Source organism: Methanomassiliicoccales archaeon LGM-DZ1 (assembly GCA_030168595.1).
Lineage (GTDB): Archaea > Thermoplasmatota > Thermoplasmata > Methanomassiliicoccales > Methanomethylophilaceae > Methanomethylophilus.
In genome coordinates this window covers 258,351-279,787 of sequence record CP115556.1, presented here as the reverse complement: position 1 = coordinate 279,787, position 21,437 = coordinate 258,351, and the positions used below count along the sequence as shown (strand labels likewise).

Genomic DNA, 21,437 nt, shown 5'->3' with positions numbered 1-21,437 from the left:
AAAGGAATGGATGATCGCGATTCGAACCTTCAGCTAATGCTCGGCGAGCCGAAGAGGGCCATCCGCAGCATGTTCGTTGCTTTCATCATCGCTGAGGCGGTCATTCAGATCAACCAATTCGTGGACACCTTCTGGGTCTCAGGATTGGGGACCGCATCTGCTTCCGCCGTATCGACTGTCGTGCCTATCTACAACCTGATGACGGCTGCGGGCATCGGCATCGCACTCGGCGCTACCACGACGATTGCCTTCCGTCTAGGCCGGGGCGAAAGGGAGGCCGCAGAAAGGCTCGCCGGGGCCGCCGTGTTCTTGGGCCTGCTGCTTTCTCTTATCGCTTCGGTTCTCACAGCCGTCTTCCTCAAGCAGGCTGTCCGCTTCATGGGGGCGGAGGACGTCATGGACGAGGCCGTTCTGTACATGCTGCCTTACATCCTGCTCTCTCCGGTCCTGCTTTCGGAAGCGGTTCTGGGAGGGATCCTGAGGGGAGAGGGGGCCGCCCGCAAATCGACCCTCATGCAGATGAGCGCCGCCGTTTTCAATATGATCCTCGACCCGCTCTTCATTTATGCTCTGGGATTGGACGTCATGGGAGCAGGCGTTGCAACTGTTGCCTCTACTGCGGTGTCCCTTTTGATTGGAATATACTGGTACAAAACCAAGAAGACTGTTGTGGAGATCTCCCGCAGGAGCATCCTGCATCCTGCCAAGGCCGATTTGAGGGAGGTCTTAGGGGTCGGCGGTCCGAAGACAGGACAGCAGATCATTTCCGATCTGACCGATCTCCTGCAGAGGGTGTTCATCATCATCGCAGGCGGGACGAACGCCGTGATGCTGTACAATTATCCCTGGAGGTACATGGGCCTCGCGCAGCTTCCCGCACATGCTTTGGACAGGTCCATGGTGCCGGTCTGCTCTGCCGCCTACGGCCAAGCGCAGACGGACAAGATGCGCGCTGCTTTCCTTTATACTATGAAACTGACGCTGTCGATCTCACTGGTGATGCTGGTGCTCATGTATGTGTTCGCGGAACCGCTGATGTCCGTCATGACCGTCGAGGAGTCCATGAGGGAAGTGCGCCCCGATTTCGTGAAGGCGCTGAGGATCTCGGTCTTCGTCCTCCCGTTCGGTGCCATGATGGGCATGGCCTCGTCACTGCTTCAATCGATGAAGAAGGCGAAGATCCCCATGGACTTCTACTTGGTATGGGGTTTCATCAAACTGGGGCTTTATGCCGTGGCGTGCCAGTATTCGATATGGGCGATCCTCTGGTGCATGGTGGCTGTGCACGTCTTCGGAGGAGTGTGCCTTATGATCATCGCGTATGCAGAATTCAAAAGAGTCTCTGCAACGAAGCCCGGCCGGAATGAATCAGCAGATCAGGAGGACTGTTCATGGCGATTGCGGACATTCGGACGGCGATTTGGATGGCTGCTGACTAGGGATCGGCACCGGACGGAGTACCGACAGAATCGGGATCAGCGGAGCAAGCAGCGGTCATCGGTCAATCGGGATTGGGTGTGACTCATTTTCCGTTGGTATGCGTAGCGTGTTACTATTTACAAGAAAGTATTATTAACGAGCGTCTGATACAAGGTCCCAGTTCGGAGAGGCCGCACGGCCGCATTTCCGCCGTATGCGCGGCTGCGGAAGGGGTGTCCCGAAACAGGTGAAATGATGGACAACAAAATTCTCGCGATCATCGCCGTGGCTGTGGTCGCTGTGGTGGCCGCAGGGGCATATTTTGCCCTCAGCGGCGACGACGATGACGACGGTGTTAACCTGAGCCTCGATGCCTACCCCGGCACGTATCTCACGGTCCTCGGCAACGCTGATCTCGATACCGAGTTCTCATCTGCAGATGCGACAGCCATCCAGAAGTTCATCGATGACAAGGTGGACGAATCGGACTCGTACAAGTATGAGGACTACTACATGTACGACGCCAATTATGACGGCAAGATCGACTCTGACGACGTGGACAAGGTCAATGCCATCCTGTCTGCCCTCACGAGCGGCGACTGGTCCGAGGTCGGCGAGGTCCATTACGTGAACGTCGATTACAATGTGGTGTCCTACGATATGACCCACAACAACAAGGTCATAACCCTTATCGCTCCTCCCCTGGACACTGTTCTCGCTATGGGCGGCCAGGATCTGATTGTCGGGACCGACAACAGGATCACCACCGGGAAGTACCATGAGGAGTACAAGAGCACTCTCGACTTCAACAGTCTCGTCGACGTCGGCAGCTGCAATGAGCCAGATACCGAGAAGATCCTGAAGGCCTCCGATGACAACGGCGGCGTCAATGTTGTCTGCGGGACCGCGGACAGCTACGGCTCTAGCATGGAGACTGTGTTCAAGGGCACCGATGTCAGCGTCATCCGCATCGGCTCGTGGGAGTACGGCGCTACCCTCTACGGCCTTATGACCGCCGGGTTCCTGCTCAAGAAGACGGCCGAGAGCCAGTCTTACTACGACTGGTATGAGGGCGTCCACGATAAAGTGATAGATATCGTCAACAGCGTCCCCGATGAGAAGAAATCTGCAGGGAAGATCGGATCCACTGCCTGCTACGGCTACCTCGACGAGCTGTCGATCCTCGGCGAATATTCCGGCGAGTACACCAACCTGATGGTTCTCGACCCTTACGATTCCACCGAAGCGTTCCTCAACGGAGGAACCACCGGGGGCCATGGGAACACGATATCTACGGAAGAGGTAAGCACTATGGTCGAGAAGTACAACCTCAAGCACCTGATTCTCATGATCGGAACGCCCTTCCAGGTCGTCACCAAGGCCACCGGGTCCGATAATTACCAGTCGTCCCAGGCATACATGAAGGAGATCTACAACAAGTGGCTGGAGAGGATAGCCGGAACAGAATCCGCTGCGCAGGAGGAGTTCCTCAGCAAGTGCGACATATGCATCACCGGCTACTCGTTCAGCAGCGGTGTATCCGAGGTCCTGAACCAGCTCATCATGTGCTACTACCTGTACCCTGATGAGTTCAAGGCGTACTTCGGCTGCAGCGACGACGCGGCCGCCAAGGAGAAGATCGGGGAATACGTCGATGCTTACTGCCAGAAGATCGGCATCAGCGGCTCCTGGGCCTTCGAATCTTCCGACGGCGTCTACGGGATGAACCTCCTCTACTGCGGAGAGGATGATGCCAGGAACATCATGAACGGGATCTGAAACTTCCAAACTCCTTTCAGAGGGGCCAGTGCTCATGGGGCACGGCTCCTCCTCTCGATATAGGTCTATGGTATGCCGGCGGGTACGAAACGAATCCGTTGCCCGCTGTGCCGCGGGAAAATGCCGCGGACCGGAGCCGAAAAGCATGAAAATACGGGAAAGATTGAAGATAATCAGGGAGAACGTGAGCCTATCGAGCATCTCCAAACGCGCAGTGAGCGAAGGCGATGCTCCTGCAGAGACTGCCTTCAAGCAGTACAAGGCATTCCGTTACACCAAGATGCTTTTCCTCATCGGATCGGCGGCCATCCTGCTCATCCTCATCGGGATCAAACTGGGAATCGGCTCCTATCCGATATCCTTCGGCGATGTGTACACCACCCTCTGGCACCATCTCACGGGAGATATCGAGAACTACTCTTACGATAACATCGTCTGGAACCAGCGCATGCCGAGGCTCCTGACGGCCATCTTCGTAGGCGTCGGCCTCTCGGCTGCCGGTGCGGCCATGCAAAGCATGATGAAGAACCCCCTGGCCGATCCGTACACCACCGGCATCTCTGCCGGCGCCCTGTTCGGCGCCACGCTGGCCATGACGATGGGGATCACCATCGTGGGCGGTTATTACGGCCGTATCGTCAACGCCTTCGTGTTCGCTATGGTGCCGGCGGCCATCATCCTCGTCCTGGCCAAATGGAGGAGGCCCACTCCTGCCATGATGATCCTCGTCGGGATCTCCGTCATGTACATCTTCAATGCCTTCCAGGCGTTCATGATGCTCACCGCCGATCCTAATTCGGCATCATCTGTGTACACCTGGAGCGTCGGGAGCATCGGTATGACCACTTGGGACGAGGTGCCCATGCTGGCCTGCATCGCCCTACTGGGCGCGGTGGCGCTGTTCTTCTGCACCAAGGTCCTCAACGCCCTCAACTCCGGGGATTCCTATGCCAAGTCCCTGGGGATCAACGTCGACCGCGTCAGGATTGTCATCATGATCCTCGTCTCCCTCATAGCGGCGGGGACTGTCAGCTTCACCGGGGTCATCGGCTTTGTCGGGCTGGTCTCCCCTCACATCGCGCGCATATTCGTTGGCTCGGACAACCGCATCCTCCTGCCCGCCTCGGCGATGATAGGCGCCAGCCTCATGGTGCTGTGCGACATCATCGGGTACACGGTCGCCGGCTACAGCCTGCAGATCGGCATCATAACCGCCATGATCGGAGGGCCGCTGTTCCTGATCCTCATCATCTCGCAGAAGAAAGGGGCGTGGTGAAATGGTCGTACCGATAGTCACCAAGGACCTGTCCGCTTCCTACGACGGCAGGACCAACGTCTGGAGCGGCATAAACATCACCATCGACCGCCCCGGCCTGGTGGGGATCCTCGGCCCGAACGGGGTCGGGAAATCCACCCTCATGTACACGATCAACAAGATCATCGACCCCAGCGGCGGCCATGTGTACATCGGGGGCACAGATATTGCCGAGATGGACTACAAGGACATAGCCAGGTTCGTCGCCTACGTCCCTCAGGTGTCCAACGAGACTTTCTCGATGAGCGTCATGGACACCGTCCTCATGGGGCGCTATCCGGTTTCCGGCTTCAACACCTCCGACGATGACATCAGGATCGCTGCCAACTGCCTCGATCTGATGCATATGTCGGAATTCGCGATGCGCCAATTCGACGAACTGTCGGCAGGGCAGCATCAGAAGGTCATGATCGCCAGGGGATTGGCCCAGGAGCCGGACATCCTTATGCTGGACGAGCCGACCGCGAACCTCGACGTGTACTACCAAATGTACGTCATGAAGATCCTCCGCGAGATCGCCCACAGGAACGGCATCATCGTGCTGACCATCTGCCATGACCTCAATGTGGCCTCGAGGTTCTGCGACCGCGTGATACTCCTGTCCGATGGGCATGTCCACTCGGACGGAACGCCGGAGCAGGTCATCACCGAGAAGAACATCCAGGATGTGTACGGGGTCAGGTCGGAGGTCCGCAATGTGGACGGAAGGCCGTATATCATCTTCCACTCAGACGATGCGGCCGAACTTGACAGGGACCCCGGGACGATCTATCAGGTGGGGAACTACAAGGGGAAGGAGGCGAGGATATCGAATGCCAAGAATCATTCATCCGCCTTTCTCAGTGGCCGCTTCGGGAAAAGAACAGGACGCAGAGAAAATGAGGATGAAAGGAAGTAATGGCCTTCCTGCCTTGATTTTCAAATAAACTGCGGGGCGAATGCCCCGGGAATTGCAATTTTCGTTTCGGGATTACGCATTTTATCGTAAGTAATTCATTTTAGGCATGGCATAATATCAAAAAATCTACGAAATCCGCAGCAATTTTTTCGGATACTTTTATTTACGAACATCTGTTTTGCCCATCCAGTCGTGTGATTGCATTCGACTCGACCTGCACGCTCTGACGCCGAGCGCTTGACGCGCAGGTTTCGGTGTGATAGCTAATGTCGGGATTAGATTCGTTTATTGACAGTTTAAGTGATAGCGTCAATGACGGCATAGCCTTCCTCAACGATTATTTCTGGGGAATTTCGTTCGTTTTCCTGATCGGCCTCGGCCTCATCTTCACCTATAAGCTGAAGGGGCTGCAGATCGCCAAGATCAGGGAGACGTCGAGGCTTGCCCTCTCTGGCGTCTCGGAGGGGAGGAAGACCAATAAGATCTCCTCCTTCGAGGCCTTCTGCATAGGAATGGGCGCGCGCATCGGCGTAGGAAACATCGCCGGTGTCGCCACCGCAATAGTTACCGGAGGGCCCGGAGCGGTCTTCTGGATGTGGATCTTCGCCATCATCGGATCCGCGAGCAGCTTCATGGAGTCCACGCTCGCGCAGATCTACAAGGAGAGGAAGGGGGACGGCCACTTCTACGGCGGCCCGGCATACTATGCTTCTAAGGGACTGGGCAACAGGAATCTCGGTATCCTTGCCGCAATTCTCCTTGTGCTCACTTTCGGGATCGGCTTCGTCGCCGTCCAGTCCACGAACGCCTCCAATGCCCTCTGCGGGGCCTTCGAATTCGACAATAACCACATCGTGTTCGCGCTTATCATCGCGGCCATCGCCGCGCTCATCATCTTCCGCGGGCTCAAGGCCGCTGCCAAGTTCTCTGCGGGCGTGGTCCCTTACATGGCGCTCCTGTGGCTCGTCTTCGCCGTCGTTCTCATCTGCTTCAACCTCGGCGGAGTGCCCCACGCGTTCAAGATGATATTCGAGTATGCCTTCACCGTGCCCAGCGCTCTCGGCGGAATGATCGGGACAGTGGTCCTGACCGGCCTCAAGAGGGGAGTGTTCTCCAACGAGGCAGGTCTCGGTTCGGTCGCCAATGTCGCGGCCACCGCGGACGTGAAGCATCCCATCAAGCAGGGGATGATCCAGTCCTTCGGCGTTCTGGTTGATACCCTCATCGTGTGCACCTTCACCGCTGTCGTCATCCTCTCCTACGGGAACTTCGAAAGCATCCTCGCATTCGGCGAGAAGGGGTCCGTGCTCGTCCAGAGCATCGCCTCGGAGAGCGTTGGCAACGACATCACCAACTACATCATCGCGCTGTTCATGTTCATCTTCGCGTTCACCAGCCTCATCGGATATTACACCATGAGCGAGTCGAACGCCAGGTTCATCAAGGATGACAAGAGGGTCATCAACTGCATCAGGCTGCTCGTCATCGCGGTCGCATTCTGCGCCGCGTGCGTGGAGGACGTGTCCCTGGTCGACTCGTTCAGCGATACCTTCATGGCGGCCATGGCGGCGGTCAACATGACCATCGTGGCGCTTCTCAGCAGGAAGGTCTTCGAGGCCTACCGGGATTACCGGAAGCAGAAGGCGGAGGGCGTGGAGGAACCGGTCTTCCACAAGGATGCCCTGTCGGACAGCACCGGCGTGACGGAGTGGGATTGAGATGAGTTCCGAGCTCACGGCAGAGAAGTGCACCGCGTACATCCGCGCCTGCATCATCATCACTTTCATCCTGGGAGTGATAACGGGCTACCTGTACCACGGCGGCGAGAACAACGCGATGTTCGTGCCCCTCATCATCGGGTTCGTCTCGATCTCCTTCGCCTATTATTTCATAGAGAAGCGCGGAGACATCATCGCCGGCAAGAAGGTCGAGGAGGAGTGACCTCCTTCCTTCCGGCCGCGTAAACCTTTTCCGATTTTTCTTATCGGCCCGGAAACCTCCGGGCCTGACCTTTCTCTTCAGTTCTCATCCCCGAATGCCGGCGTCGGCTGACATCCATAAGTCCCAGGCAAGCCGGGGCGCATTCCGCTTTGAGCGGAAGAATAGACGTGGCTTGCAGCGGCTGAATTCTCGAAGGGGTGCGTGACAGGAAAAGACCCAGACGTGGAAAAAAGCAATGGGCGGGCCGGTTCCCGCCCGAAAAGGTTTCAGTTCCCGGCGCTGGCCTTGTCGATGGCGGCGTCGATCTCCTTCTGGAGGTTCGACGGCAGCCCTTTGATGCCGCCGACCAGGAAGCCGCGGACGATCATCGAGACCGCCTGGTCCTCGGTGAGGCCGCGGGACATGAGGTACTCGATCTGGTCCTGGGCGATCTTTCCGACCGCCGCCTCGTGGGTCATGTCGACGTCGGCGCAGGTGGCGATCAGTTCGGGGATGGCCTGGGTGGAGCCGCCGTCCTTCAGGATGATGGACTTGCACTCCAGGTGGGCCTTGGCCCCGGGCGCGTTGCCCTCCAGCCTCCCGCGGGCGATCATCTTGCCTCCGTAGGTGATGTTCCTGCTGAGGATCTCCGCGCCGGTGTTGGGAGCGTTCATGACCGCGCATCCCCCGGTGTCGATGTTGGAGTTGCCGTGCGCGATGCACATGGTGTTGAAGCTGCAGGTCGCCCCTTCGCCGTCGAGGTAGGCGGTGGGGAAGGTCTGCACGGTGCCGACAGGGTCCAGGACGATGTAGTTGTTGACGTACCTGGCGCCTTTCTTCAGCATGACGTTGGTCCTCGGCCTGACGGCGGTCTGGGTGTTCCAGCTGTGGATCATGGTGAAGGACATCGAGGAGTTCTCCCCGACGTACATCTCGGAGACGCCGACGTGGAGGGCGTCGTTGGCATGATGGACCGAGGTGCATCCGGTTATGATGTCGAGGGACGCGTTGTCGTCGACGATGATGATGTTGTGCAGGTTCTGTATGGACTTGTCCTGCCCCAGCATCATGCAGGTCTGGACGGGGTATTTGAGGTGGTATCCCGGCTTGACGTAGATGAAGTAGCCGTCCGAGTCCTCCTCATAGGTCTTGGCGGTGTATTTGTCCTTGGCAGGGTCGACGGCCTTCCAGTAGTAGCCCTTGACCCAGGGGTAATGCTTGAACGCCAGCCTGGTGGGCTCGATGATGACCCCCTCCTGCGCCCTGTTGGAGCAGTGGGTCATGCCGTTGTCCATGAACAGGATGGTCCCGGAGCGGGCGGAATCGTCGGTGTCCACGCCGACGTTGATCATCTTGAGCTTGAGGTCGTCGGGGGCATCGGCCAGGTTCTCTATCGGGGCCGCCTTGTCCCTCTCGCCCTCTTCGTAGCGGTCCAGGTCGATGTCCGACCCGAACGCGGCCTTCTTGCCGAGTGCCTTCTTTATCTCAGAATCATCGCGCTGGGTCATTCGTCGTCAACTCCGTATCCGTTCTTCTTGATCTCGCCGAGGATCTTGTCGGGGTCGCCTTCGCGGACGACCTTCCCGTGGATGAGCACGAACGCCCTGTCCGCGCTCATGTAGTCGAGGATCTGCCCGGTGTGGGTGATGACGAACGCCGAGACCTTCCTCTTGCGGACGATGCCTGTCTCCGTCCCGTAGATGAGCTCATGGACCTTCCTGCCGATGAGGCCGATGTTCTCCAGGTCGACCCCGGACTCCGGCTCGTCGAGCATGACGAAGTCGGGCTCCTGAGCGGCGAGCTGCAGGAGCTCGGACCTCTTGATCTCCCCTCCGGAGAACCCGACGTTGACGTCCCTGTCCATGAAATCGGACATGCGGAACTCCTTCTCGCGCCCCGTGGTCCCCTTCCCGTTGGCGGCGGTGGCCTCCACGAGGGTCCCCAGCTTGACGCCGATGACGTTAGGGGGCCTCTGCATCATGATCCCGATGCCGAGTTTCGCACGCTGGTCGACGGTCATGTGCGTGATGTCCTTGCCCTTGAATATGATGGCCCCGCGGGTGACCGTGGTCTGTCCGAATCCCATGATCGCGCTCATGAGGGTCGATTTCCCGGAACCGTTGGGTCCGAAGAGGACGCAGGTCTCTCCCTCTTCGACCGACAGGTTGACACCTTTCAGGATCTCGCGGCCTCCGGCGGAGACATGCAAGTCCTTGATCTCAAGAAGTGGCATGTTTGAGTGAATTTCGGTCATCCCTAAAAATACTTCTATCGCCACGCGGACTTTTTGTCATCGGCATCAAGCGAAACCATGATTACCGCGGCCGGCATAGACTGGGTCATGGAAGGGGAGCGGTCCTGCATCAGCGGCATGCCGGCGGATTCCGTCCGCACGCTGATCTCGCCCGGGGGCAGGGGGCGCATCCTCCTCGGCAGGCGCAGGGTGCCCAAGGAGGAGCTCCTCGCCGAGGTGAGGGACAGGATCGCGCAGGAGGCTCCGGGCCTCCCGACGGCAATGTGCGGCCGGGGCCACCCGTTGGAGGAGGTCCTGGCAGGTGCAGAAGGCCCGCTGGCCGTCTGCGTGGAGGACCCCGCCTGCCTGCTGGGCGAGGAGCGGTTCATCGCCTCGTTAGACGATTCCATAATGGTCTTCTGTTGCCAGGAGCTCTGCCATCAGGTCCCGGCCGTCTTCAGGGTCCGCCGAGACGGGACGGCAATGTAATTATCGCCGGCAGACGGTACATCGTCCGATGGAGAAGGAGATCTGGTTCGCAGGGGGCTGCTTCTGGGGGACCGAGAAGCTGATGTCATCCGTCCGCGGCGTCGTGTCCACCGAGGCCGGATATGCCAACGGGGACCCGTCCGTGGAGCCCACCTATGAGGCGGTCTGCCGCAGGACCACCGGCTACCGGGAGACCGTGCACGTGGTCTACGATCCCGCCGAGGTCAGCCTGGACTTCCTCGTCTACGTGTTCTACTCGTCCATAGACCCGACCCTGAAGGACAGGCAGGGCGGGGACTACGGGCCGCAGTACCAGTCATGCATATTCTGGAAAGAAGGGGATCCTGAGTCGGAGGAGACCGTCCGCAGGATATCGGCGGTCGAGGCACGGAGGCACAGCCCGTTCATGACCGTGCTCGAGCCGCTGAAGAGGTTCGTCCGCGCCGAGGAGTACCACCAGAAGTACCTGGACAGGAACGAGCACGGCTACTGCCACATCGAGCCCTGGACCATCGATGCGGCCGCGGGCAGGATATTCGACCCGGGCGATTACCGGCGCCCCGCCGAAGAGGAGATCAGGGAGAGGCTCACGCCGGAGCAGTACGAGGTGACCCAGCATGCCGCGACCGAGCCTCCCTTCGATAACGAGTACGATGCGGAGTTCAGGCGCGGGATATTCGTGGACAGGGTGAGCGGGGAGCCCCTTTTCGTATCCTCGGACAAGTTCAACTCCCACTGCGGATGGCCGGCCTTCTCGCGCCCGATAGACCCGAGCGCGGTCGTCATCCGCGAGGACCACTCCCTCCCGGTGACCAGGCTGGAGGTCCGCGGGAGGGTCTCCGACAGCCATCTGGGACATGTTTTCTACGGCGACCGCTCATCGCCCAACGGCGTGAGGTACTGCATGAACAGCGCCTCCCTCATGTTCATCCCGATCGAGGACATGGAGAGGAAAGGCTACGGGAAGCTCATCCCGCTCGTCGGCCCGAAGAGGGAGATGTGGCGAGTTTACTTCCCGCCGTCCGCCAGCCTCTTCGCCGCGTAAGAGCACGAGGCCGTCAGCTTCAGCCCTTCCTCGGCGGCGAACGATTCAGCGCGGTCGACCATCATGCCGGCTATGCCTTGCCCCCTGCATGCGGGATCGACCACGGTGTGCTCGATGTCCATCCTGCCGTCTTCGATGGAATAGGTGAGGTATCCGACCTCCTTCCCGTCCGTCATCGCCGAGATGCGGCAGCGGCAGCGGTCCTGGGTTATTTCAGGCTCCATGGCAGAGGATGGCATGCGGAAAAGATAAGCGTTTCAGAAGCGTCCTCTGTTCATGGAACCGAGGGAGCGCATCATCAGAGCATTTTCGGATGGGAACGGAGAGCGGCCTCCTGCCGCCGTCTTCACCCAATCGGCGACCGTCTCCCAGATGGACAGGTGCGGGGCCGCCTGGCCGGAGGCCAACTACCGGGCCGACCTCATGGCGAGGCTGGCGCTGGAGCCCTCGAGGTCGTTCGGGTTCCCGACCGTCCGCGTGCCGTTCTCCATCACCGCGGAGGCCCAGTCGCTGGGATGCAGGGTGAGGGACTGCGGGAAGAGCAGCCAGCCGATGGTCGTCGGATCGCCTTACAGGGACAGCGGGGCCGTCCCGGACGTGCCCGACATGCCCTCTCCGGAGGAGTTCGCCGCCTCTCCTTTGATCGGATTGGCCCCGGAGGCCCTGCGCCTGGCCGGGAAGGAGCGCCCGGACCTCTTCTCCGTATCCGGAGTCGCCGGGCCGGTGTCGGTCGTCGGCCTCCTGCTGGGCATCGAGAACCTGGTCATGGGGACCATGTCCGACATGCCGCTGATCGGCAGGTGGATCTCGGCGGTGCAGCCGCTCATAGCCGCGGAAGCGAAGCTCTGCGCCGAGGCCGCCGACTGCGTGCAGATAACGGACGGCCTCGCATCCCCCGACATACTTCCTCCGGATGAGTTCGATGCCGTGTGCGGGGACCGCCTGCGTTCGATTTATTCCTCCCTGAAGTGCTGCAAAACGCTGCATATCTGCGGGGACTGCACGGAGACGGTAGGAAAAATGGCCCGCATCGGAGCCGACGGGATATCGATCGATGTGCAGACCGACACCGCAACGGCGGTCAGGGAGGCGGAGGGAAGGACGGTCCTCATCGGGGGTATCGGGCCCGTCAGCCCGCTGTACACCGGAACGCCGAAAGATGTGAAGGCTGAGGCGCTTGCATCTGCAGAAGCAGGATACAGGATCATCGCTCCTGGATGCGGGGTGCCGCCGTCGGCATCCGATGAGAACCTCCGTGCTCTGGCACATTACTCGGATGCGTGACGGTCCTTCCGCCTGAAGGAGCGGTGCCGTTCAGAATTTCAGAATAAAAGATCAGAGAGCAGGGCGCATGCTATAAGGCGCCCTGCCGGGAATTCACTCGATCTTGAACTCAACGTTCCTCTTGAGGCCGAGGTCGGCGGCCACTTCGAGGGCCTTGTTGAAGGCGCAGGGGACGGGGCATGCGGCGTGGGGGCAGCATTTGGCAGCTGCCTGGTAGAAGGGGTTCTCCAGCATGTTCTTGCCCATGACGTCCATGTACTCGACGGACTTGACCTCCTGGGCGAGCTTGTTTATGTGCGGGCAGGCGGACTCGACCTGGAAATCCACATGCATCATGTCATCGCTCATCTTGGCGTTGATGACGGTGCCGAGCTTGCATACTCCGGGGTCGACAGTGACTTTGACATCGCTCATATGAACACTTCGTATGCCCATCCATGAACGCAGGTTATATAATGTTCGCAGCCCGGGCCGGCATCATACGGCCCGGACCATGGTTCTCATTGTTTTTTGCCCTGGGCGGCGACGGCCGCCTGCTTGGCGGCCAGTGCCTCCTGGTCCCCGAGGTACCTCTTCGAGACGACATTCATCGCATCGTCGAAGGTGTAGACGAGCGGCACGCCGGTCGGTATGTTGACCTTGGTGATCTCCTCGTCGCTCATGCCGTCGAGGTACTTGACCAGGGCGCGGATGGAGTTCCCGTGAGCGAAGACCACGACCTTCCTGCCGTTCTCGATGTCCTTCTTTATCCTGGACTCGTAGTAGGGGACCGCCCTAGCCACGGTATCGGCCAAGCTCTCGGTGAGCGGATGGCCCTCGGCAGGAGTGCCAGCATACCTGGGCTCGCGGGCCGGGTTCCTGGGGTCGTCCTCGGCCAGGGCAGGCGGCCTCACGGAATAGGAGCGCCTCCAGATTCTGACCTGCTCCTCCCCGTACTTCTCCGCGGTCTCGGACTTGTTGAGCCCCTGAAGGGCGCCGTAATGGCGCTCGTTGATCCTCCAGGACTTCTCCTCCTCGATCCACTCGAGGTCCATCTCGGCAAGTGCCAGATGTGCGGTGTGGATCGCCCTTTTCAGGTATGAGGTGTACACCTTGTCGAAAGCCATGCCCTCTGCCTTCATGAGACGGCCTGCCTCGGCGGCCTCTTTCCTTCCCTTCTCGGAAAGGTCCACGTCGGTCCAGCCCGTGAAAAGGTTGAGGCTGTTCCACTCGCTCTCTCCGTGTCTGACAAGCACAAGCTGCTTCATGGTACTTCCTGCCCGCGGGGGCTACGGGAGAGCGATGGTCTGCTTTTAGATAAACCAAGCTATGAGAATACTGCGAGAATAAGAGGATCAGAAGGACTGCCCGGGAACCGCCGGCGAGCCCGATATTGGTTTCTTACCTGTATTGTGCCGGCCGCGATCATGCCGCAGAAAGGAATCAGCGATACGGGAAACGGCATTCATGCGCGGTTTCAGGGGAAGTTCCGGAGATGCCGCATATCCGTGGAAATGTACTGGTTTACAATTGTTTATAGGGATAAATTGCTTAGAAAAATATGGCGATTGTAAACCGAATTATAACTTTCTGGATGTTATCCGTCGAAATATTAAATTACTCTAGGTTAGATACTTTTGCCAGGTAGAGGCCGAAGAGCCGCTGGCCTGTTCGTTCAGTTATTCCATTCAGGCAGCGCCCGCCAACCACATTATCAGCCCCGTTTTGGTTAAACTTTGCGTAGCTTCCGCTGTGCGACCGCCTTCTGCAGGTGCTGTGCCTCAGCTCTCGTGCGGGCGGGATCTCCGCCGGGCCGCCATCTTATTCACGTCCATCAGCCCCTCCGGGACGGAGGACCTCACCGCGTATCCGGCTGTCCCTCGGCTTTGCGCCATCTTTTGCTTCGGCCTGCCGCTGATGCGGCGGCCAAATGGTGCTCGGCGATTAAGGCCCCGGGATGCCCGCGCTCGGCGCCCGCATATCAGGGGTTCAGTCCGCCGCCGGATCCCCCTCCGCTTCCTCCGCCATCTCGGCGGAGCGTTCCAGGAGCTCCGTGTCGGTGCTGAAGGGCCTGCGGTTCCTCAGCACCGACCAGACCACGGTCACCAGCTTGCGCGCGGCCGCCACCTGGGCCTCCCGGTGGGAGACCCCCCTCGCCCTCAGCCTGTTGTAGAGGGCCGAGACCACCGAGTCCTCGGCGGTGCGGACGTGGACGATCGCCGACTGGCACAGCAGCCTGCGCATCTCTCTGTCGCCGCGGTGCGTGGTCGCGCACCGGTGCGAGGTCTCCGCCGATTCGCGCACCTTCGGCACCAGGCCGAAGTACGCCGCCAGCTGGGCCGACGACCCGAAGCGCTTCACGTCGATGATCATCGAGACCGCGTACGCGGCCGAGACCGCGCCGAACCCCGGGATGCTCATCACCAGATCGAAGTCGGTGATGTGCCCGAACGTCGCCCGGATCAGCCTGGCCTCCTCGTCGGTGCGGGCCTTTATCGACCTCGCCTCCGACACGAGGAGCCTCAGGCAGGTGTCCCTCGAGTCCCACATCTCCTTCATCGCCTTCTTCGAGAAGATGTCGGAGTAATCCTTGCTCAGCCTGATCCCGTGGAGGAGCATGTGCATCCTGGCCCGGCGCTTGAGGTCCGCCAGGTGCCTCTTCTCCGCGAGGACCGCGCGGCATATCTCGCGCCGCTCCATCCAGACCGGGGACGGCATCTTGCAGACGGCGAACTCGCGCTCGCCGTTCAGCCTCCGCCGCATGTACCCCGCGAGCTCGGCCGCATCGTTGGCGTCGGTCTTCTTCACGGACTTGGTGATCCGGTAGAGGTCCTGGGCCTGCGCCACGACCGTGTCGATCCCGAGGTTGGTCAGGACCCAGTAGGTCTCGTGCGTCTTCGTGGAGTTCTCGATGAGGACATGCGCCTCATGCCCGCGGAGCGCCTCCGCGATCCGCGCTATGTCCTCGGGCTCCGACGGCTGCGTGCCGTGGTCCCTGTTGAAGCGCCTCAGGAACTCCTCCTCGTCTTCGCTCGGCTTCCCCGGGCCCGCATGGACCGCGCAGCATACCGCGGTCTTCTTGTGCAGGTCCATCCCGATCGCTATCCTCAAGCTTTCCTTGCCTCCCTGCCGCAACCTTCCCCGGAGGCCTGCCGAGGCGCCAATCTTTATCTCAGGTCGGCGATATTCCTCTCGGCCTGCGGTTTTTTGTTGCAACTATGAATCAGCAGGTCGCTTTTTGAATGGGGCGGTCTTTCTCTGGGTTCGGGAGGCGGCTGAGTCCGACCGCAGGCCGACAAAGGCCTGTAGCCTACCTTGAAACAAGGAATGGTCGTTTATGGGGACTGACTGCCGCAATGAATCGTTCGCATGCGCGATGGCTCATGCGGTAGCGGCAGGCTGTGTTACCTCAGACCTTTATTCAACACCTGAAGAGCACCTGTACATCTTCTGTGATGGGTGGGAAAGGCAGGAGATGCTCCGAAGATGCAGAGTATGATAATATGAATGCGAAGAAACTAGCGATCCTGTCTGCGATCGCCGCGCTGGCGATGGTTTTCGCCGCGGCTGCGGTCGTACAGGGCTCTGAGGATTCAGCTGCAGATGATGCATACCAGACCCTCGTTGTGGGCGACGGGGACGGAAAGTATGCGACCATCGCAGCCGCTCTCGACGCAGCCGCTCTCGAGAAAGCAGGGAATGGAGACCACATACAGCTTGCCAAAGACGTCGAAGAAGACGTAACGATCGCTGCTGGCAATGTGGTCCTCGATCTCAACGGCCACAAGCTGACCAATGTTTCGGACGACACAATCACCGTTGCGCTCGGAGCCGAGCTCACCATAACCGGGAACGGGACCGTCGACAACCTCTCCCACGGGAAGGCGGACGTGTTCAACAACGGCACCGTCACGATCCAGAACGGCACCTTCACCCGCTCGATGGAGGCCGGCAAAGACGCCAATGACAGCGGAGGCAACTCCTACTACAACATCGTCAACCACGGGAAGATGACCATCGGGGATGCCACTGTCTACTCCACTGGGCACTTCTCGAGCCTGATCGATAACGGCTACTACGATTATTCCAGTACCGATTCCCGGAAAGGACATATCGACGGCGTCAACGCCGATATGCCCGAGCTCACAATATCTGGCGGTTCGTTCTCCGGTGGCATCAACACCATCAAGAACGATGACGGTGGGGAACTCACCATCGTCGGCGGCACTTTCGAGAACGTCACGCAGTTCTGTGTAATGACCTACTCGAACGCCTCTATCACTGGCGGAACCTTCAAGATCTCCGATTCGGCCACAGCGACCATCTACTGCGAGGGCGACAAGGACACTCCCACCGATCTCGGCAAGCTGGAGATCTCCGGGAACCTCGGCAAGATCATACTGGCGAACGACGCCGACGTTACCCTCTCGGGAGACGTCACTACCGATGTGATCGTATGCGGCAGCGGCGCCGCCACCATCGACCTGAACGGCCACAAGCTGACCAACGCCTCCGATGACACCATCACAGTGGCGCTCGGGGCCAGCCTTACTATCACTGGGAACGGCACCGTCGACAACCTCACCAACGGGAAGGCCGACGTCTTCAACAACGGCACTGTCGTCATCGAGAACGGTAAGTTCACCCGCTCTCTGGAAGCAGGCACCATCGGCGAGAATCACACCAACGGTTCCGCCAACGGCAATTCCTACTACACCGTCCTCAACCACGGCATCATGACCATCGAGAACGGCACCTTCGAGAACAGCGGAAGCTTCTCCAGCCTCATCGAGAACGGATACTACAATTACACCAGTACCAACTCCAGGGAAGGTTATGTCGAGGGCATCAACGCGGCTAACCCCGAGCTGACCATCACCGGAGGCTCATTCACAGGCGGTAAAAATACCGTCAAGAATGACGACGGAGGAATCCTCAAGATTGCCGGAGGAACCTTCTCCAACGTCGCCCAGTACTGTGTCATGACCTACGGGAATGCTTCGATCATTGGAGGAACCTACAAGGTCTCCGATTCGGCCACGGCCGTTATCTACTGCGAGGGCGACAAGAACGAACCCACAGACCTCGGCAAGCTGGAGATCTCCGGGGCTATCGGAAGGATCATCCTGACGGACGACGCCGACGTCACCCTCTCCGGCGACGTCACTGCCGACATCATCGTGGCCAAGGACTACGGAGGCTCTGTCACACTCGACCTCAACGGTTACAAGCTGACCAATGTATCGTCCGACACGATCGCAGTAGCGTCCGGGGCCGAGCTCACCATTAAGGACAGCTCGAACGGCAAAGGAACAGTGGATAACGTCACCAACGGCAAGGCCGATGTCTTCAACAACGGCACCGTGACCATCCTGAACGGTACTTTCATCCGCTCTGCAGAAGCAGACAACACGAAAGAATCCGGCAACGGCAACTCGTACTACAACCTGGTGAACCACGGCTCTATGACAATCATGGATGCCACTGTCTACTCCACTGGGCACTTCTCGAGCCTCATTGAGAACGGATACTACGACTACCCCGCCACTGATTCCAGGAGCGGTTATGTCGAGGGCACCAACCAGGCCGCTCCCTCGCTGACCATCGCCGGCGGTTCGTTCTCCGGCGGCATCAACACCGTCAAGAACGACGACGGCGGGGTCCTCGAAATCAACGGAGGAACCTTCGAGAACGTCACGCAGGCTTGCGTTCTGAACCACAACATTGCAACCATCACCGGCGGCATCTTCGATGCGATCGCAGACGACGGCAAGGTCTACCGCGCAATCATCAATTGCGGATGCGATGCTGCCACTGATATCGGAAAGCTGACGATTTCGGGCGGAGATTTCAAGGGCTACTTCCTCAGCGTGTCGGATGATAATGGCACCATCGAGATCAACGGCGGAACCTTCAGCGAATATCCGATTCTGTACAACGGCAATGCAACAATGACCAAGGCCGCTGATGTTAAGCTGTCTGCTCCTATCGGCTATTCCTGGAACGATGACGGAAAGCTCGTCATCAACCAGTACAAGGTCACCTACCTCGTCAATGGCGAGGCAGTCGGCGAGATCGAGAACTACGATTACAAGTCAGAAGTTTCAGTCCGCGAGGCTCTTGAGGAGACCGGATACACGATCACCCCATGGTCCACTGATGACATCGAGGTCACTGACGGCAAGTTCGTCATCGGCACTTCCGATGTCACTTTCAAGGCCACTAAGACTCCTAACAAGTACGGTTACACCATCAACTATCTTGACAAGGACAAGAACGTTCTTGCTGAGGCAGTCAGCGGCACCGCTGATTTCGGTATGACTTTCGAAGCCCCTCTTGCGGCTGTTGTCGGTTATACCGCGCCTGAGATTCAGAGCCTTACCATCACGGCTGACCCTGAGAGCAACGTTGTGACCTACGTCTACACTATCAACACCTACGGGTACACCGTGAAGTACGTGGACGCCGACGGCAACGAGATTGCTCCTGACTTTACCGGTAAGGCAAACTATGGAGCCACCGTCGAAGCGCCTATCATCGCTGTCGATGGCTACACTGCGCCTACGGTTCAGGTAATCCTCAAGATTACTGAGAATGAGGCCGACAATGTCTTCTCTTACCCATACACCATCAACAGCTACGGTTATACCGTGAAGTACGTGGACGCTGACGGCAAGTCCATCAAGGACTCGACCGCTGCAGAAGCTGTCTTCGGCAGCATTGTTACTCCGGAGATCCCTGCGATCGACGGATACACCGCGCCTGCACAGACCCAGACGATCACTATCGCCTCCGATGAGACGAAGAACATCGTGACCTACACCTACGCCATCAATAGCTACAAGGTCACCTATCTGGTCGACGGAGTGGTTCTCGAAGGCGCAGTCTCCTACGACTACAAGTCCGCGGTCGCTGTCGCCGAGAAGTATGCGAAGACCGGCTACACCGTTTCCGATTGGTCATCCGACGATGTCGCCATCGAGGACGGCAAGTTCACGATGCCCGCGAAGGACGTCGAGATTGAGGCTACCACCGCCGTCAACCAGTACTCCTATACCGTGAAGTACGTGGACGCCGACGGCAACGAGATCGCCGATGCCGCCACCGGCAAGGCAGACTACGGAGCCACCGTCGAAGCGCCTATCATCGATGTCGATGGCTACACTGCGCCTGCAACTCAGGGATCTGTCAAGATCACTGAGGTCGAGGCCGAGAACGTCTACACCTACACCTACGCTATCAACAGCTACGGATACACCGTGAAGTGCGTGGACGCCGACGGCAACTCCATCAGGGACGCTGTCGCTGCAGAAGCTGTCTTCGGCACCGATGTCACCCCCGAGATCCCCGCGATCGACGGATACACCGCGCCTGCACAGACCCAGACGATCACCATCGCCTCCGATGAAACGAAGAATGTCGTGACCTACGTCTACACGATCAACAGCTACGGTTACACTGTGAAGTACGTGGACGCCGACGGCAATGAGATCGCTGATGCCGCCACCGGCAAGGCCGTCTTCGGCACCGATGTCACCCCCGAGATCCCTGCGATCGACGGATACACCGCGCCTGCACAGACCCAGACGATCACCATCGCCTCCGATGAAACGAAGAATGTCGTGACCTACGTCTACACGATCAACAGCTACGGTTACACTGTGAAGTACGTGGACGCCGACGGCAATGAGATCGCTGATGCCGCCACCGGCAAGGCCGTCTTCGGCACCGATGTCACCCCCGAGATCCCTGCGATCGACGGATACACCGCGCCTGCACAGACCCAGACGATCACCATCGCCTCCGATGAAACGAAGAATGTCGTGACCTACGTCTACACGATCAACAGCTACGGTTACACTGTGAAGTACGTGGACGCCGACGGCAATGAGATCGCTGATGCCGCCACCGGCAAGGCCGTCTTCGGCACCGATGTCACCCCCGAGATCCCTGCGATCGACGGATACACCGCGCCTGCACAGACCCAGACGATCACCATCGCCTCCGATGAAACGAAGAATGTCGTGACCTACGTCTACACGATCAACAGCTACGGTTACACTGTGAAGTACGTGGACGCCGACGGCAATGAGATCGCTGATGCCGCCACCGGCAAGGCCGTCTTCGGCACCGATGTCACCCCCGAGATCCCTGCGATCGACGGATACACCGCGCCTGCACAGACCCAGACGATCACCATCGCCTCCGATGTCTCGAAGAACGTCGTGACCTACACCTACAGCATCAACAGCTACGTCCTCACCTACCTCACGGCGGGCGATGTCCTACTCTCCGAGCTTACCGTCGAGTACAACTCCTCTGTGACCGCGCCCGCCGACCCCGTCAGGGAAGGCAGCTACGTCTTCGCAGGATGGCTCCTCAACGGCAGTGCCTGCACCTTCCCGTTCGAGATGCCTGCCCACGATGTGACCCTCGTTGCAACTTGGGACGTTGTCATTCCCGATGCCGACAGTGAAACTGACATCATTTCCGTCAATGTTGACGCGGATGGTGCTCCGATCTCCTCCGACAGCATACAGGCGATCGTCAGCTCCGCCGAATCCGACGAGAACGTTACCCTGGAGGTCTCCATCGGCAGCGGCATCACTGTTGTGTTCGACAATGCGGCCATCAGGAACTTCGGTACCGGGGCTGCAGAGCTCACTGCCGATGAGATTCCCACCGACGAACTGACCGATGCGGTCAGGAACATCGTCGGAGACGGAACTGTGTACAGCATCAGTTTCGGCTCCAACACCAACTTCGGTGAGGGAACCGCGACCGTCACCCTCCCCTACGCCCTTGCCGATGGAAGGGACGCAGCCGGCCTATACATCGCATACATCTACGACGGACAGGTGGCTGAGACCTTCGACTGCGACTACTCGGATGACGGAACGGTCACCTTCACCACTGGCCACTTCTCGACTTACGCAATCATGTACGAAGAGCCCTCCGACGACAATGATGATGAGTTCATCTTCGCGCTCATCGTCGCGGTTGTCATTGTTATCGCCGTCTTCGGAGCGGTCTTCCTCGCACAGCGCAGCGGGAAGTACTGATCAAACCTTTTAAC

The 21,437-nt window shown here is 59.1% G+C and carries 16 protein-coding genes; 10 read left to right on the top strand and 6 right to left on the bottom strand.

What is annotated here, in order from left to right; all coding sequences use genetic code 11:
• The first annotated feature begins 6 nt into the window (after positions 1-6).
• From O8W32_01255 to O8W32_01230, 6 genes are all read left to right on the top strand, one after another.
• A complete protein-coding gene (locus tag O8W32_01255) occupies positions 7-1,521 on the top strand; it encodes an MATE family efflux transporter (GenBank protein WII09472.1) in 1,515 nt (504 codons plus the stop codon).
• A 153-nt stretch (positions 1,522-1,674) separates the two neighbouring features.
• Entirely contained in the window at positions 1,675-3,198 is a 1,524-nt protein-coding gene (locus tag O8W32_01250; protein ID WII09471.1) for a hypothetical protein, read from the top strand.
• Positions 3,199-3,343: 145 nt separating this feature from the next.
• The gene (locus O8W32_01245) at positions 3,344-4,474 is read left to right on the top strand and encodes an iron ABC transporter permease (GenBank protein WII09470.1); all 1,131 of its coding nucleotides are present in this window, start codon (positions 3,344-3,346) and stop codon (positions 4,472-4,474) included.
• Position 4,475: 1 nt separating this feature from the next.
• Complete coding sequence (locus O8W32_01240) at positions 4,476-5,411, top strand: ABC transporter ATP-binding protein (GenBank protein WII09469.1); 936 nt, start codon at positions 4,476-4,478, stop codon at positions 5,409-5,411.
• Positions 5,412-5,677: 266 nt separating this feature from the next.
• Entirely contained in the window at positions 5,678-7,129 is a 1,452-nt protein-coding gene (locus O8W32_01235) for an alanine/glycine:cation symporter family protein (protein ID WII09468.1), read from the top strand.
• 1 nt (position 7,130) lies between these two features.
• Positions 7,131-7,352 carry a hypothetical protein gene (locus O8W32_01230; GenBank protein ID WII09467.1) on the top strand — a complete coding sequence of 74 codons (222 nt, stop codon included), beginning with the start codon at positions 7,131-7,133 and terminating at the stop codon, positions 7,350-7,352.
• A gap of 266 nt (positions 7,353-7,618) precedes the next feature.
• On the opposite strand, the gene O8W32_01225 is transcribed toward O8W32_01230, so the two are convergent.
• Together O8W32_01225 and O8W32_01220 are read right to left on the bottom strand one after the other, a co-directional pair.
• Positions 7,619-8,839, bottom strand: coding sequence for a SufD family Fe-S cluster assembly protein (locus O8W32_01225; protein WII09466.1), 1,221 nt, complete (start codon positions 8,837-8,839; stop codon positions 7,619-7,621).
• Positions 8,836-9,564, bottom strand: a complete 729-nt coding sequence (locus tag O8W32_01220) for an ABC transporter ATP-binding protein (protein WII09465.1) — start codon at positions 9,562-9,564, stop codon at positions 8,836-8,838. Before O8W32_01220 ends, O8W32_01225 begins: the two co-directional genes overlap by 4 nt.
• Before the next feature lie 78 nt (positions 9,565-9,642).
• Here O8W32_01220 and O8W32_01215 point away from each other — a divergent pair, with 78 nt between their 5' ends.
• Both O8W32_01215 and msrB read left to right on the top strand, forming a co-directional pair.
• The gene (locus O8W32_01215; protein ID WII09464.1) at positions 9,643-10,053 is read left to right on the top strand and encodes a hypothetical protein; all 411 of its coding nucleotides are present in this window, start codon (positions 9,643-9,645) and stop codon (positions 10,051-10,053) included.
• Between the two features lie 28 nt (positions 10,054-10,081).
• Positions 10,082-11,098 (top strand): peptide-methionine (R)-S-oxide reductase MsrB, encoded by a 1,017-nt coding sequence (msrB, locus tag O8W32_01210; GenBank protein WII09463.1) that lies wholly within the window; start codon positions 10,082-10,084, stop codon positions 11,096-11,098.
• Here the strand turns inward: msrB and O8W32_01205 are convergent.
• Positions 11,062-11,322: a GNAT family N-acetyltransferase gene (locus tag O8W32_01205; GenBank protein WII09462.1), complete on the bottom strand. Its 261-nt coding sequence runs from the start codon at positions 11,320-11,322 to the stop codon at positions 11,062-11,064. The two genes, msrB and O8W32_01205, sit on opposite strands and share 37 nt — an antisense overlap.
• Before the next feature lie 52 nt (positions 11,323-11,374).
• Between O8W32_01205 and O8W32_01200 the strand changes: the two genes are divergently transcribed.
• Complete coding sequence (locus O8W32_01200; protein ID WII09461.1) at positions 11,375-12,382, top strand: hypothetical protein; 1,008 nt, start codon at positions 11,375-11,377, stop codon at positions 12,380-12,382.
• A gap of 93 nt (positions 12,383-12,475) precedes the next feature.
• Here O8W32_01200 and O8W32_01195 read toward each other — a convergent pair whose 3' ends face one another.
• From O8W32_01195 to O8W32_01185, 3 genes are all read right to left on the bottom strand, one after another.
• Positions 12,476-12,796, bottom strand: a complete 321-nt coding sequence (locus tag O8W32_01195) for a hypothetical protein (protein WII09460.1) — start codon at positions 12,794-12,796, stop codon at positions 12,476-12,478.
• An 86-nt stretch (positions 12,797-12,882) separates the two neighbouring features.
• Complete coding sequence (gene gpmA / locus O8W32_01190) at positions 12,883-13,629, bottom strand: 2,3-diphosphoglycerate-dependent phosphoglycerate mutase (GenBank protein ID WII09459.1); 747 nt, start codon at positions 13,627-13,629, stop codon at positions 12,883-12,885.
• A gap of 721 nt (positions 13,630-14,350) precedes the next feature.
• Positions 14,351-15,472 (bottom strand): IS110 family transposase, encoded by a 1,122-nt coding sequence (locus O8W32_01185; protein WII09458.1) that lies wholly within the window; start codon positions 15,470-15,472, stop codon positions 14,351-14,353.
• A 392-nt stretch (positions 15,473-15,864) separates the two neighbouring features.
• Between O8W32_01185 and O8W32_01180 the strand changes: the two genes are divergently transcribed.
• Positions 15,865-21,423 carry a MucBP domain-containing protein gene (locus O8W32_01180; GenBank protein WII09457.1) on the top strand — a complete coding sequence of 1,853 codons (5,559 nt, stop codon included), beginning with the start codon at positions 15,865-15,867 and terminating at the stop codon, positions 21,421-21,423.
• Positions 21,424-21,437 lie beyond the last annotated feature (14 nt).